This is a genomic window from Micromonospora sp. NPDC005553 (genome assembly GCF_042871765.1).
Taxonomy (GTDB): domain Bacteria; phylum Actinomycetota; class Actinomycetes; order Mycobacteriales; family Micromonosporaceae; genus Micromonospora.
Window position 1 is genome coordinate 152,915 of the sequence record NZ_JBIAJD010000003.1, and the last position, 13,531, is coordinate 166,445.

Below are 13,531 nucleotides of genomic sequence, written 5' to 3' on the forward strand. Positions count from 1 at the left end.
CCGTCCGGGTGAGCCCGCGTCGAGCTGGCGACCCACAGCCGTCAAATCGGTGACGATGGGGTGACGAAGTCCATCCCAAGTTGTCGGTCGGTTCCGGAGCATGTTGGGTGGACATTCGCGGGCGGCCGACAGTCAGGATCGCCCGTCGGACACGCGGCCGGCCCGGGACGGGCCGCGCCGGGACACGGAAGGCGGGCACATGCGCGCACGTACACGCCTGGCGATCGGGGCGGTCAGCGCCGTCGCCGGGGCAGCACTGCTCACCGGCTGCGGTGACGCCGGCTCGTCCGGCACCGACGCACCCCAGACGAGCGCCTCCGGCGCCGGGTGCGCCCCGGTCGCCGGCCAGCAGCTCATCGCTCTGCAGGACGACAAGAAGCTCCAGAACTCCGACAACGTCATCCCGGCGGTCAACAGCAAGGCGGCCAACCCGCAGCTGATCGCCGCACTGGACAAAGTTTCCGCAGCACTCGACACCCCGAAGCTGATCCAGCTCAACAAGGCCGTCAACGAGGACCGCAAGACCCCCAAGGTGGCGGCCGAGGAGTTCGCCAGCGCGAACAACCTCACCGCCGGCATCGCCAAGGGCCCGGGCGGCGACATCACTGTGGGCGCCGGCAACTTCGCCGAGAGTCAGATCCTGGGTGAGCTGTACCGGATCGCGCTCAGCGCCGCCGGCTACCAGGTCAAGGTGCAGCAGATCGGCAACCGGGAGCTCTACGCGCCGGCTCTGGAGAAGGGCGAGATCCAGGTCGTCCCGGAGTATGCGGCGACGATGGCCGAGTTCCTCAACACCAAGGCCAACGGCCAGAACGCCCAGCCGATCTCCTCGCCGGACATCAACACGACGGTGACCGCGCTGAAGACCGAGGGCGACAAGGCCGGCCTCACCTTCGGCACCCCGGCCGCCGCACAGGACCAGAACGCCTTCGCGGTGACCCAGGCATTCGCCGACAAGTACGGCGTGCGGACCCTCTCCGAGTTGGCGGCGAAGTGCTCCGGCAGCGCGACAGTGCTGGGTGGCCCGCCGGAGTGCGAGCAGCGTCCGTTCTGCAAGCCGGGCCTGGAGAAGACCTACGGGCTGTCGGTCGGCAAGTTCTCCTCCCTGGACCAGGGCGGGCCGCTGACCAAGAGCGGGCTCCGCGACGGTTCGATCAGCGTGGGTCTGATCTTCTCGTCGGATGGCGCCTTCGCCACCAGCTGAGCCCCTTTCCGCAGGTGCTGAGGACGCCCCCGCCCCGACCGGGCGGGGGCGTCCGCGCGTCCGGGGACCCCGTTCCCTCCGCTGGATATCGTGGGTAGGCTGCACATCCATGCCAGCCCCGGCCACCTCTGACGCCCGGCGTCAACCAACGCTGCTGACCATGCTCTTCTGGGCGGGCGTCGCTCTCGCGCCGGTGGCGGCGCTGATCCTGCTGGTGGCCGACGGCAATGGCCCGTTGCGTTTCGCTGCGGTGCTCGCCATCCTCGCGGTGGTGCTGATCGGCCTCTCCATCGCCTTGCGGCCCGACAACGAGGGCGCCTCTGCGCGGACCGACGAGTTGCTGGACGAGATCGAGGAGCTGCGTCGGGAGTTGCGCGGCGAGATCGTGGCCGCCGCCCAGCGCGGTAACCAGGCACTCGACCAGGCGCAACGGGCCCATGAGGGGATCGCCGCGGTGCACCGCCGTCTCGACGCCAGTGGTGCCGCCCTCGCCGGTGCCGCCCCCGCCGTCGAGCCGGCGGGTGCCGCACGGGCCCGGGTGGCTGCCGTCGAGCCGCCGGTGGACGACACGCCGGTGGCCCGTAACCGAGCCGAGGCGCCGGCCGGCCGCGCCCGGGTTTCCGGCCCCGACGACGCGCCCCGGTGGGGGCGCCCCGGGCACCCGGACGACGACGAGCCGGCGTACGCCCGGGAGGCCCCCGAGAAGCCCGCCGCCGGGATGTACGGCGGGGAACGACCGGCTGCCACCGCGTACGGCTCAGCGCGCCCCCGGGAGCACGACCGCCCCGAGGCGGCGCACCGGCCGGGTGGCGTGGTCCGGCACACCGAGACCGTGCACGTCACCACCCGACACACAGTTGTGGACGGCGGCCCGGCCGAGCCGGCCGGGCGCTACGGCGGCGGGTACGCCGGCCAGTGGACCCCACCCGCGCAGGAGTGGACCCGGGGCGGCGACGCCGATCAGCCCCCTCGCCCGGCCGGCCGGGCGAGGAGCGAGCCGGAGCAGCACCCCCGAGCCGGGTACGGCGACGAGGCGGGCTGGACGGGCCGCCGCGACGAACCGGAGTGGACGGATCAGCGCGACGCGTACGCCCAGCCCGACGAGCCGGCCCCGCTGGCCCGGTCACACCGCAGCCCGGAGAGGCCGGCGGCGGAATCCTGGGACAGCCCGGACGATCGGGGCTGGTCGGAGCAGCGCGACCGGGCGGGCGCCCCGGCGCCACAGGCCGGGCCGCCGTTGCGAGCCGACGACACCGGCGAGTACTGGTCTCAGCTGCGGGCCGGTGACCGGTGGGCTGCCGTCCGCGACGACGAGAACGGTCGAGAGCTGCGCGTCGGCGAACGTCGGGCCGAGGTGCACGCCGACGCCACCGGCACCGAGTACCGGGTGGCCGACCGCTGGGCCGCCGTCCGTCACGAGGAGCCGCGCCGTCACGAGGAGCCGCGCCGTCACGAGGAGCCGCGCCGTCACGAGGAGCCGCGCCGTCACGAGGACGCCGGCCGGTATGAGGAACCGCGCCGCCACGACGGCGGTCGGCGGCCCGAGCCGGAAAGGCCCGCGCTGCCGGTGGGCGGTGTGCCGATGCCGGACGAGTGGCGCCCACCGCGCCAACGCGGGCACCAGGCGGAACCCGCGCCGGAGCGGACCGGCCGGCGGCGGGTCGACGAGCGTTACGGCTACCCGCCGCAGGACGACGTGCCGCGTGCCGGGGGCGCGCCGCCCACCGACCGCTGGCGGTGACCGGTCAGGCGGCTCCGGTCACTTGTCGATGTCGCCGACCACGAAGAACATCGAGCCGAGGATCGCGATCAGGTCGGGGACCAGGCAGCCCGGGAGCAGGGTGGCCAACGCCTGCACGTTCGCGTACGAGGCGGTGCGCAGCTTCAACCGCCACGGCGTCTTCTCACCCCGCGACACCAGGTAGTAGCCGTTGATGCCGAGCGGGTTCTCCGTCCAGGCGTACGTGTGCCCCTCCGGCGCCTTGAGCACCTTCGGCAGCCGGGTGTTGATCGGCCCGGTCAGCCGGTCCACCCGGTCGAGGCACTGCTCGGCGAGGTCCAGTGACGCGTACACCTGGTCGAGCAGTACCTCGAAACGGGCGTGGCAGTCGCCGGCGGTCTTGGTGACCACCGGCACGTCCAGCTCGTCGTAGGCCAGGTAGGGGTCGTCGCGGCGCAGGTCCAGGTCCAGCCCGGACGCGCGGGCCACCGGCCCGGACGCGCCGAACGCGGCGGCGTCCGCGGCGGACAGCACGCCCACGCCGACGGTGCGGGCCAGGAAGATCTCGTTACGCCGGATCAGGTGGTCCAGGTCGGGCAACCGGCGGCGTACCTCGCCGATCGCCGCGCGGGCCCGCCCGGTCCACCCGTACGGGACCTCTTCCTTGAGGCCACCCACCCGGTTGAACATGTAGTGGATCCGGCCGCCGGAGACCTCCTCCATCACCGCCTGGATGGTCTCGCGTTCACGGAAGGCGTAGAAGATCGGCGTGATCGCCCCGATCTCCAACGGGTACGAGCCGAGGAACATCAGGTGGTTCAGCACCCGGTTCAGCTCCGCCAGGGCCATTCGCAGCCAGGTGGCCCGCTCCGGCACCTCCATGCCCATCAGGCGTTCCACAGCGAGCACCACGCCCAGCTCGTTGGAGAACGCCGAGAGCCAGTCGTGCCGGTTGGCCAGCACGATGATCTGCCGGTAGTCACGCACCTCGAAGAGCTTCTCCGCGCCCCGGTGCATGTAACCGACGATCGGTTCACAGGCGACCACCCGCTCGCCGTCGAGCACCAGCTTCAACCGCAGCACGCCATGTGTGGAGGGGTGCTGCGGACCGATGTTCAGCACCATGTCGGTGCCGAGTTGCTGATCACCTGTGCCGGGGATCAGCCCGGCCCCGGTGCCGACGGTCAGTTCACGGAGGTCCCCGGCGTCGGTGGTCATGCCCGTCATCGTGCCACGGCCGACCCGAGCGGGATGCCGACCGGCTGGCGCAACCACCAGTGCCCACCGAGCCCGGCCGGGTCGGTCAGCTCGGCCACCGTCGACGCGGCGGCCAGCGCCCGCACGTAGCCGACCGGGTCGGTGCCGGCCAGACTGAGTGGTGGTCGCCCGCCGTCGGCCCCGAGCGCCCGCAGCGCCTCCCTTTGCAGGACCAGGGAGTACGCGCACCGGGCGACCGCCGCACCAGCGGAGGCGATCGAGTCCATGGCCACGTGCGCTGTGACGTCACTCGACCCGTCGGGCACCGGAGGCACCTGCCGCCCACCCCGGTACCCGGTCAACGTCCCGTCCACAGGTCGGTCGCCGATCAGGTGCCCGTAGTCGACTGCCACCGCCAGCCCTCGGCTGATCTTTCGCACCGCGTCGGCCCAGGCCTCATCTCTGCTGCGGCCGATCTCGGCTCGTAGGTAGTCACCGGCGGGGGTTTCGGGGCAGCCCGGCCGGCTCCGGGCGGTCAGGCTTGATCCCTGCGCCGGCCGGGCTGCCCCGAAACCCGACTCGCTGTCGCTGGTCGAGTCCGTCCAGGTCACCTCCGGATTCGGCGCACGGTCCGTACTGGGCAGGCTCGTGGGGCTGGGCCACCACTGTTTGAGCCAATCAAGATCGTCAGGGCTGACCTGCTCACCAATCGATTCGGCACCACTCTCCGGGTCGACCAGCACGTATCGCCAGCCATCTTCGGAATGCACAGCCACGTCGAGGGGGACGTTGTCCAGCCACTCGGTGGCGAGCAGCACTCCCGTGATCCCGGCAGGGATCTCAGACGTCCAGTTGATCTCTTTGGGCAGGTTCTCCGGGCGGGGCGCGTACTCGACGGCTGTGAAGCGGACGCGTTCGGCGAGCGACGGAGCGACGGCGGCCAACGACGGCCCGTCGGGTGCCGGACGGGCGGAGGTCGTGGGAGTCAGGGTTTCCGGGGAGCCCGACCACGCAGGGATCAAGCCTGACGGCCCGGAGTGGGCGGGCTCCCCGAAAACCCCCACCGCGAGCCCGGCGGGATCGTGAGCGAGCCCGGCGGAATCGTGAGCGAGCCCGGCGAGAGCCCGTAGCAGCTCGCCCCGCCCCGCCCCCACGTCGACCACGTCGAACCGCGACGGATGCCCGAGGGCCGCGTCGACCTGGGTGAGCAGGCGCAGCAGCGCGGTGGCGAAGGCCGGGGACGCGTGCACGCTGGTGCGGAAGTGTTCGGCCGGGCCGGTGCCGGCGACGAAGAAGCCGCCCGGCCCATAGAGGGCTTGGCTCATTGCGTCTCGCCAGGCGATCGACATCAGTTCACTCCGAATGCAGCGGGCGCGGCGCACGGTGATCAGGTGATGAAAAGTAGGTCAGAAACGCTCCGGTTACCTACTTTTCAGCACTTGATCATGGTGGCACGGGGACGCGCTGGCCTGGGGCGGTCGGGGACGGTGGTGAAGGGCACTTGAGGCGGTGGTGAAGGTTTTCACACATGCTTGTCCGGGTTCGGTGGGCCGGGCGCATACTTGCGATCGACCGGTACCCCTTCTCGAGGACTGGATCATCGACATGAGCGCACCGATGCGCCCGCGTTCGGCCGCCCCGCAGGGGCCCGCCGCTCTCGGTGCCTCCGCCACTCCCCGCACCTCCCGTCTGCTCACCGTCGGTGTCATTGGCGCCGGTCGGGTCGGCGCCGTGCTGGGCGCTGCGCTCGCCGCCGCCGGGCACCGGGTGGTCGCCGTCTCCGGCAGCTCCGGAGCCAGCCGCGCCCGCCTCGCCCTGCTGTTGCCCGAGGTGCCCCGCCGCCCGGTCACCGCCGTGGCCCACGCCGCCGCCGACCTGCTGCTGATCGCGGTGCCCGACGACAGGCTGGCCGGTGTGGTGACCGACCTCGCCGAGCGGGGCGCTCTGCACCCGGGTCAGGTCGTCGCGCACACCTCGGGGGCTCACGGCCTGGCCGTGCTCGGGCCGGCCGTCGCGGCCGGCGCCCGGCCACTCGCCCTGCACCCCGCGATGACCTTCACCGGTACGCCGGACGACCTGGCCCGTCTGGACGGTATCTCGTACGGGGTGACCGCCCCGGCGGAGCTGCGCCCGCTGGCTGCCCGACTGGTCGCCGACCTCGGCGGCGTGCCCGAGTGGGTGATCGAGTCGGACCGCCCGCTCTACCACGCCGCGCTGGCCCACGGCGCGAACCACCTGGTGACCCTTGTCAACGAGGCGGCCGACCGGTTGCGGGACGCCGGGGTGTCCCGGCCGGAGAAGGTGCTCGCCCCGCTGCTGCGGGCCGCCCTGGAGAACGCGCTGCGGCTCGGTGACGACGCGTTGACCGGTCCGGTCTCCCGTGGCGACGCGGGCACCGTGCAGCGGCACCTGGCCCGGTTGGCGGCCACCGCACCGGAATCCGTCCCCGCGTACCTGGCGTTGGCCCGTCGGACCGCCGACCGGGCTATCGCCGCCGGCCGGTTGCGGCCGGTGGACGCACAGTCGCTGCTCGGCGTGCTGGCCGACAGCGGTCGGGAGGTGGCCGCGTGAGCGCGAGGAGTGAGCCGATCGTGCGAGCCCCGCAGTCGCGAACCGAGGTGTCGCTGTGAGCGCGAGGAGTGAGTCGATCTTGCGAGCCCCGCAGTCGCGAACCGAGGCGTCGCTGTGAGCGCGAGGAGTGAGTCGATCTTGCGAGCCCCGCAGTCGCGAACCGAGGCGGCCCTGTGACCCGGGTGGTGCACACGCGCGCCGAGTTGGCCGAGGCCCGGGCCGGGCTGAAGGGCACTGTCGGGGTGGTGATGACCATGGGTGCGCTGCACTCCGGCCACGGGACGTTGCTGCGCGCGGCCCGGGAACAGGCCGACCACGTGCTGGTTACGGTCTTCGTGAACCCGTTGCAGTTCGGGCCGAACGAGGACTTCGACCGCTACCCGCGCACCCTTGAGGCCGATCTGGAGGTGTGCCGGCGGGCGGGCGCGGATCTGGTCTTCGCCCCGTCGGTGGCGGACATGTACCCGGACGGTCAGCCCCGCGTACGCCTCGATCCAGGCCAGCTCGGCGGCGAGCTGGAGGGGGCGAGCCGCCCCGGCTTCTTTCACGGGGTGCTCACTGTGGTGCTGAAGCTGCTCCAGCTCACCCGGCCGGACCTGGCGTTCTTCGGCGAGAAGGACTACCAGCAGCTGACCCTGGTCCGGCGGATGACCCGGGACCTGGACGTGCCGGTCGAGGTGGTCGGCGTGCCGACCGTGCGGGAGCCGGATGGGCTGGCCCTCTCCAGTCGCAACCGTTACCTGAGTGAGCCGGAGCGGGCCGCCGCGCTGAGTCTGTCCGCCGCGCTGCGGGCCGGCGCGCAGGCCGCCGACGACGGCTTGGACGCGGCCGCGGTGCTGACCGCCGCGCACGCCGCGTTCGGCGCCGGTACGCCCGGTGCCCGCCTCGACTACCTGGTGCTCACCGATCCCGAGTTGGAACCGGGGCCGGTGGCTGGGCCGGCTCGGCTGGTGATCGCCGCCTGGGTGGGCGCCACCCGGTTGATCGACAACGCGGCGATCCACCTCGCCCCGCGCCCCTGACCCGGCCGTACCACCCGCCCCCGAATACCCGCGAAAGGCCACTGAAGATGTTGCGGACCATGCTCAAGTCGAAGATCCACCGAGCCACGGTGACCCAGGCCGACCTGCACTACGTCGGTTCGGTGACCGTGGACGAGGATCTGCTCGACGCCGCCGACCTGCTCCCCGGCGAGCAGGTGGCGATCGTGGACATCACCAACGGCGCCCGGCTGGAGACGTACGTGATCCCGGGCGAGCGGGGCAGCGGCGTGATCGGCATCAACGGCGCCGCCGCGCACCTGGTGCACCCCGGTGACCTGGTCATCCTGATCTCGTACGGGCAGATGGACGATGCCGAGGCCCGGACGTACCGGCCACGGGTCGTGCACGTCGACGCCGACAACCGGGTGATCGAGTTGGGTACCGATCCGGCTGCGGCGGCGCCTGGCACGGCCGGTAGCCCGGTGCCCAGCCCGTTGGCCGTGTCCGGAGTCTGATCCCCCGTACCGTGATTCCGGTCTGTTACCGGAAGGTCATTTCCGGTTACCCTGGGCACGCTGGCGGAAGCCGGTCGGTGGCTGGGGGAGGCCGCGATGAGCCGTGCCATGACGACAGTGTTCGCCGCTGCCGTGACGGCAGTGCTGCTGGTGGGCTGCGCCGGGTCCGGCGGCCTGGACGGTGATCTGACCGACGACTGGGCGGCGTTACCGGCACCGTCGGCGTTCACTCCGGCCGCCGGTGTGTGTCACGCCGGCGACTTCACCGATCTGGTCAGCCTGGCCAGTTATGAGCCGGTGGACTGCGCCGGGCCGCACCGCTTGGAGACGGTGCACGTCGGGGCTTTCCCGGCCGAGCGGGTGGCCGCTCCGGCGGGTGGTTCGGCCGAGCTGCGGGGTGCGTTCGCCGAGTGCGACACCCGTGCGACCCGCTACGTGGGTGACGAATGGCGGTCCGGGCGGCTGCGGCTGTCAGTGGCGCTGCCCAACGGGCCGGGGTGGACGGCGGGTTCCCGGTGGTTCCGCTGCGACCTCACCGAGCTGACCACCGTCGAGGCGGCGGCGACAGTGGTGGTCCGGTCGGGCAGTCTGCGGGACGCGTTGAAGGGGCCCGCCGGGCTGCGCCTCGGCTGCCAGCAGACCCGCGGTGGCGCCGGCCGGGGTGTGCAGACGCTGACGCCGGTGGAGTGCGGCAGACAGCACGACGCCGAGTTCGTCGGGGTGTGGCGCGCGCCGGACCTGGCGTACCCGACCCGGGACGCCGACTGGCTGCCGCTCTACACGGGTTGTCGTAGCGTCCTGGCCCGGTACGCGGGCGTACCTGACGACGCCACGTTGCGCTTCCGCAGCGGTGTGGTGGTCCGTCCGCCGGGGGCGGGGCGTTGGAAGGTCGGTGATCGGGGCGTCCGCTGCTATCTGTGGCTCAGCGACCGTACGGTGACCGCTTCGCTGAAGGGCGCGGGCCCGGCTGGTCTGCCGGTCCGGACGAAGTGACCACGGCCTGACGGTCGGCGCGGCGCGGCGCGGGGCGGACGGGGTCGCCCAAAACACTCGTCCCGCCCCCGCCGCCCCGGGCGAGGATGGTTCGGGTTGACTGGGGGGATGGACCTTCCGACCGTCGACCTGCCTGCCCTGCCCGCGCTGCTGGCCGCGCCCGCGCCCGGGTGGGTGGAGACCACCGACGTGATCGTGGTGGGTTCCGGCGTGGCCGGGTTGACCGCGGCGCTGCACCTGCGTGAGGCCGGTCTGCACGTCACGGTGGTCACCAAGGTCAACATTGACGACGGCTCGACCCGGTGGGCGCAGGGTGGCATCGCCGCCGTGCTCGACCCGGCCGACACCGCGGCGGCGCATGCCCGGGACACCGAGGTCGCCGGGGTCGGGCTGTGTGACCCGGCGGCGGTCCGGGTGCTGGTCGAGGAGGGCCCGACCCGCCTCCGTGAGTTGATCCGGATCGGCGCCGAGTTCGATCGGCACCCGGACGGCTCGCTGATGCTGACCCGCGAGGGCGGGCACCGGGCGGACCGGATCGTGCACGCCGGCGGCGACGCCACCGGCGCGGAGGTGCAGCGGGCCCTGCATGCCGCGGTGCAGCGCGATCCGTGGATCCGGCTGTTCGAGCACGCCCTCGTGCTGGATCTCCTGCGCGCGCCCGGCGACGGCCCGGACGGGCTCGGCCCGGCCTGCGGGATCACCCTGCACGTGTTGGGTGAGGGCAGCGAGGACGGCGTCGGCGCGCTGCTGGCCCGTGCAGTGGTGCTCGCCACCGGTGGCATGGGGCAGATCTTCTCGGCCACCACCAACCCGGCGGTCTCCACCGGGGACGGGGTGGCGCTGGCGCTGCGGGCCGGCGCGGCCGTGACCGACGTGGAGTTCGTCCAGTTCCACCCGACTGCCCTGATCACCCCGTCCGGCGCGGGGGTGCCCGGGGCGGGGCACGCGCAGCAGCCGCTGGTCTCGGAGGCGTTGCGTGGCGAGGGCGCGTACCTGGTGGACGGGGACGGCAAGAGGTTCATGGTGGGCCAGCACGAGTTGGCTGAGCTGGCACCCCGGGACGTGGTGGCCAAGGGCATCCACCGGGTGCTGCTGGCCACCGGTGCGGACCACGTCTTCCTCGACGCACGGCACCTGGGCGGCGATTTCCTGGCCGGTCGGTTCCCCACCATCGTGGCGTCCTGCCTGGCGATCGGCGTGGACCCGGCGACCGATCTGATCCCGGTGGCGCCGGCCGCCCACTACGCCTCCGGCGGGGTCCGGACCGACCTGCGCGGCCGTACCTCCATTCCGGGCCTGTACGCCTGCGGCGAGGTGGCCTGCACGGGTGTGCACGGCGCGAACCGGCTGGCCAGCAACTCGCTGCTGGAGGGTCTGGTCTTCTCCCGGCGGATCGCCGAGGACATCGCCGCCGGCCTGCCCGAGCAGGCCCAGCCGGCGGAAACCGGCGCGTGGCGTGGCGGGACAGGTTGGGTGCTGCCCGCGGAGGTGACGCCGACCCTGCAACGGGCGATGACCCGGGGGGCGGGGGTGCTCCGATCCGCGGCGACGTTGGCCGGGACGGCCGGCACGTTGACCGACCTGGGCGTGGCCCGGGGCCGGCCGCGGACCGCCGACTGGGAGGCGACGAACCTGCTCACCGTGGCGTCGACGCTGGTTGCCGCCGCGTACGCCCGTGGTGAGACCCGGGGCTGCCACTGGCGGGAGGACTTCCCGACGGCCGACGAACGGTGGCTGGGCCATCTGGTCGGTGCGGTCGGGGCGCAGGGCCGGGTGACGCAACAGTGGGAGGGGAAGCACAGTGAGCGCGAGGAGTGAGCCGGTTTTGCGAGCCCCGCAGTCGCGAACGGAGATGGCATTGATCGAGTCGACGGAGACGGCGTTGCGGGCGGCGGGGTTGGATCCGGCGCACGTACGGCAGGTGATCGAGGGCGCGCTGGTGGAGGATCTGGGCCCGGATTTCCTGGACGTCACAAGCGTGGCCACCATTCCGGCGGATCAGACCGACACCGCCGACCTGGTGGCCCGCGCGGACGGGGTGTTGGCCGGGATGGCGGTGGCTGCTGCCGTGTTCGAGCTGGTGGGCGAGGTGACTGGCTTCGGTCGTACCGTCGAGGTGTCGGTGCTGGCCCGCGACGGCGAGCGGGTGGCCCGCGGCGACGTGCTGGCGACGGTGACCGGCCCGACCAGGCTGCTGTTGACGGCCGAGCGGACGGCGCTCAACCTGCTCTGCCGGATGTCCGGGGTGGCCACCCACACCCGCGCCTGGGCGGACGCGCTGGCCGGCTCGAAGGCGATGGTGCTGGACACCCGCAAGACGACGCCGGGCCTGCGGGCGCTGGAGAAGTACGCGGTGCGGGCCGGCGGCGGCACCAACAAACGGATGGGCCTCTACGACGTGGCCATGATCAAGGACAACCACAAGCTGGCGGCCGGGGGCATCACCGCTGCCTTCCGGCGGGTCCGGGATGCTTTCCCGGAGGTGCCGGTGCAGGTCGAGGTGACCACAGTCGACGAGGCGGTGGAGGCGGTGGAGGCCGGCGCGGACTTCCTGCTCTGCGACAACATGACGCCGGAGGTGCTGGCCGGGGCGGTGGCCGCGGTGGGTGACCGGGCCGAGTTGGAGGCGACCGGCGGGCTGACCCTGGAGGTGGCCGGCCGGTACGCGGCCACCGGCGTGGACTTCCTCTCGGTGGGCGCGCTGACGCACTCGTCGCCGATCCTGGACATCGCGCTGGACCTGCGCAGCGAGTAGTTGTCTAGGCTGCGTGCGTGCTGCTCTGCATCGACATCGGAAACACCAACACCGTGCTGGCGACCTTTGACGGCGACAAGCTGGTGCACTCCTGGCGGATCAAGACCGATGCCCGTTCGACGGCGGACGAGCTGGGCCTGATGTTCCGGGGTCTGCTCGCCGGGGACAACGTCGAGATCACCGGTGTGGCCGCCTGCTCGACGGTGCCGGCCGCGCTGCGGTCGTTGCGCACCATGCTCAGCCGCTACTACGCGGAGGTGCCGAGCGTCGTCGTCGAGCCGGGCGTGCGGACCGGCGTGCAGTTGGCGATCGACAACCCCAAGGAGGTGGGCTCCGACCGGGTGGTGAACACCTTGGCGGCGTACACCCTCTACGGCGGTCCGTCGATCGTTGTGGACTTCGGCACCACCACCAACTTCGACGTGATCAGTGAGCGTGGTGAGTTCCTCGGCGGCGCGTTCGCCCCGGGCATCGAGATCTCCTTCGACGCGCTGGCCGCCCGGGCCGCGCAACTGCGCAAGGTCGAGGCCACCAAGCCCCGCTCGGTGATCGGCAAGAACACCGTGGAGTGCCTCCAGGCCGGCCTGTACTTCGGCTTCGCCGGGCAGGTGGACCGGATCGTCGAGCGGATGACCGAGGAGTTGGGCGAGGTGCGGGCGGTGATCGCCACCGGCGGCCTCGCCTCTCTGGTGATCAACGAGTGTCGCAGCATCACCCACCACGAGCCGATGATCACCTTGATCGGTCTGCGGATGGTCTACGACCGCAACACCTGACCCCGGCCGCCGTAGGGCCGGCCTCCGTGCGGGCGTCAGAGCCGCCGGGCGCGCAGCACCAGCGTCCGGTACGGCAGTTCGATGGTGTCCCGGCCAGCCAGGGCGGGGTGCGTGTTCAGGAGGTCGGTCAGCTCCCGCTCGACCCGCCGCTGAACGTCGGTGGAGGCGGTGAGCCAGTACGAGCGGGTGCGGACCATGCCCAGCAGCTCGTCCGGCGTGAGCGTGGTGCGGTGGGTGAACTCGCGCTTCTCGACGGCGTCGAACGCGGGGCCGAAGTCGGCGCCCTCGCCGAAGACCTGACTGGTCGACTTGTCCCCGAAGTGGGCGATGCGACCCAGCTCGGCCACCCAGTCGACGCTGCCGTCCCGGATGTTCCAGATGGGGGCGAAGGTGCCGCCGGGGCGGAGCACCCGGGCGATCTCGGCGTGCGCGGGCCCCCGGTCGAACCAGTGGTACGCCGTCCCCACCAGCACCGCGTCCACCGTCGTGTCGGGCAGCGGCATGGCCTCGGCGCTGCCCGCCAGCGCCGTCGTGCCCGGGGTGCTGGCCGCAAGCTGCGCCCGCATCCCCGGATCGGGCTCGACCGGTACGACCTCGTGACCCAGGGCCAGCACAGCGCGGGTCAGGATGCCGGTGCCCGCCGCGAGATCGACCACCCGGGCTTCGCTCAGCCCGTCGAGTGCCCAGCTGACCGCAGCCTCGGGATAGCGTGGCCGAAACCGGTCGTAATCACTCGCAGCGACACCGAACGACAGGGCGTGAGTGTGATCGACCATGACGGGCAGGTTATCCCGTAACGCCCTCCGGCACGCTTGAG

At 72.4% G+C, this 13,531-nt stretch carries 12 protein-coding genes; 9 read left to right on the top strand and 3 right to left on the bottom strand.

The window, feature by feature from the left end; all coding sequences use genetic code 11:
* The first annotated feature begins 199 nt into the window (after positions 1-199).
* Positions 200-1,204 carry a glycine betaine ABC transporter substrate-binding protein gene (locus tag ACFYPG_RS13160; RefSeq protein ID WP_355005953.1) on the top strand — a complete coding sequence of 335 codons (1,005 nt, stop codon included), beginning with the start codon at positions 200-202 and terminating at the stop codon, positions 1,202-1,204.
* A gap of 109 nt (positions 1,205-1,313) precedes the next feature.
* The gene (locus tag ACFYPG_RS13165; protein ID WP_387352002.1) at positions 1,314-2,945 is read left to right on the top strand and encodes a hypothetical protein; all 1,632 of its coding nucleotides are present in this window, start codon (positions 1,314-1,316) and stop codon (positions 2,943-2,945) included.
* A gap of 18 nt (positions 2,946-2,963) precedes the next feature.
* On the opposite strand, the gene ACFYPG_RS13170 is transcribed toward ACFYPG_RS13165, so the two are convergent.
* The gene (locus ACFYPG_RS13170) at positions 2,964-4,151 is read right to left on the bottom strand and encodes an NADH-quinone oxidoreductase subunit D (RefSeq protein WP_355005951.1); all 1,188 of its coding nucleotides are present in this window, start codon (positions 4,149-4,151) and stop codon (positions 2,964-2,966) included.
* Positions 4,148-5,446: an SAM-dependent methyltransferase gene (locus ACFYPG_RS13175; protein WP_387352004.1), complete on the bottom strand. Its 1,299-nt coding sequence runs from the start codon at positions 5,444-5,446 to the stop codon at positions 4,148-4,150. The genes ACFYPG_RS13170 and ACFYPG_RS13175 overlap by 4 nt, the downstream gene beginning before the upstream one ends.
* Positions 5,447-5,726: 280 nt before the next feature.
* Between ACFYPG_RS13175 and ACFYPG_RS13180 the strand changes: the two genes are divergently transcribed.
* From ACFYPG_RS13180 to ACFYPG_RS13210, 7 genes are all read left to right on the top strand, one after another.
* Complete coding sequence (locus ACFYPG_RS13180) at positions 5,727-6,692, top strand: Rossmann-like and DUF2520 domain-containing protein (RefSeq protein ID WP_387352006.1); 966 nt, start codon at positions 5,727-5,729, stop codon at positions 6,690-6,692.
* A 173-nt stretch (positions 6,693-6,865) separates the two neighbouring features.
* The gene (panC, locus tag ACFYPG_RS13185; RefSeq protein WP_387352008.1) at positions 6,866-7,714 is read left to right on the top strand and encodes a pantoate--beta-alanine ligase; all 849 of its coding nucleotides are present in this window, start codon (positions 6,866-6,868) and stop codon (positions 7,712-7,714) included.
* A 47-nt stretch (positions 7,715-7,761) separates the two neighbouring features.
* Positions 7,762-8,190: an aspartate 1-decarboxylase gene (gene panD, locus ACFYPG_RS13190; RefSeq protein WP_355005947.1), complete on the top strand. Its 429-nt coding sequence runs from the start codon at positions 7,762-7,764 to the stop codon at positions 8,188-8,190.
* A gap of 96 nt (positions 8,191-8,286) precedes the next feature.
* Positions 8,287-9,183, top strand: a complete 897-nt coding sequence (locus tag ACFYPG_RS13195; protein WP_387352010.1) for a septum formation family protein — start codon at positions 8,287-8,289, stop codon at positions 9,181-9,183.
* A 108-nt stretch (positions 9,184-9,291) separates the two neighbouring features.
* A complete protein-coding gene (locus ACFYPG_RS13200) occupies positions 9,292-11,001 on the top strand; it encodes an L-aspartate oxidase (RefSeq protein WP_387352012.1) in 1,710 nt (569 codons plus the stop codon).
* 34 nt (positions 11,002-11,035) lie between these two features.
* A complete protein-coding gene (nadC, locus tag ACFYPG_RS13205; RefSeq protein WP_387352013.1) occupies positions 11,036-11,938 on the top strand; it encodes a carboxylating nicotinate-nucleotide diphosphorylase in 903 nt (300 codons plus the stop codon).
* Between the two features lie 17 nt (positions 11,939-11,955).
* Positions 11,956-12,714, top strand: coding sequence for a type III pantothenate kinase (locus tag ACFYPG_RS13210; RefSeq protein ID WP_355005943.1), 759 nt, complete (start codon positions 11,956-11,958; stop codon positions 12,712-12,714).
* A 35-nt stretch (positions 12,715-12,749) separates the two neighbouring features.
* On the opposite strand, the gene ACFYPG_RS13215 is transcribed toward ACFYPG_RS13210, so the two are convergent.
* Positions 12,750-13,490, bottom strand: coding sequence for a class I SAM-dependent methyltransferase (locus ACFYPG_RS13215; protein WP_355005942.1), 741 nt, complete (start codon positions 13,488-13,490; stop codon positions 12,750-12,752).
* Positions 13,491-13,531 lie beyond the last annotated feature (41 nt).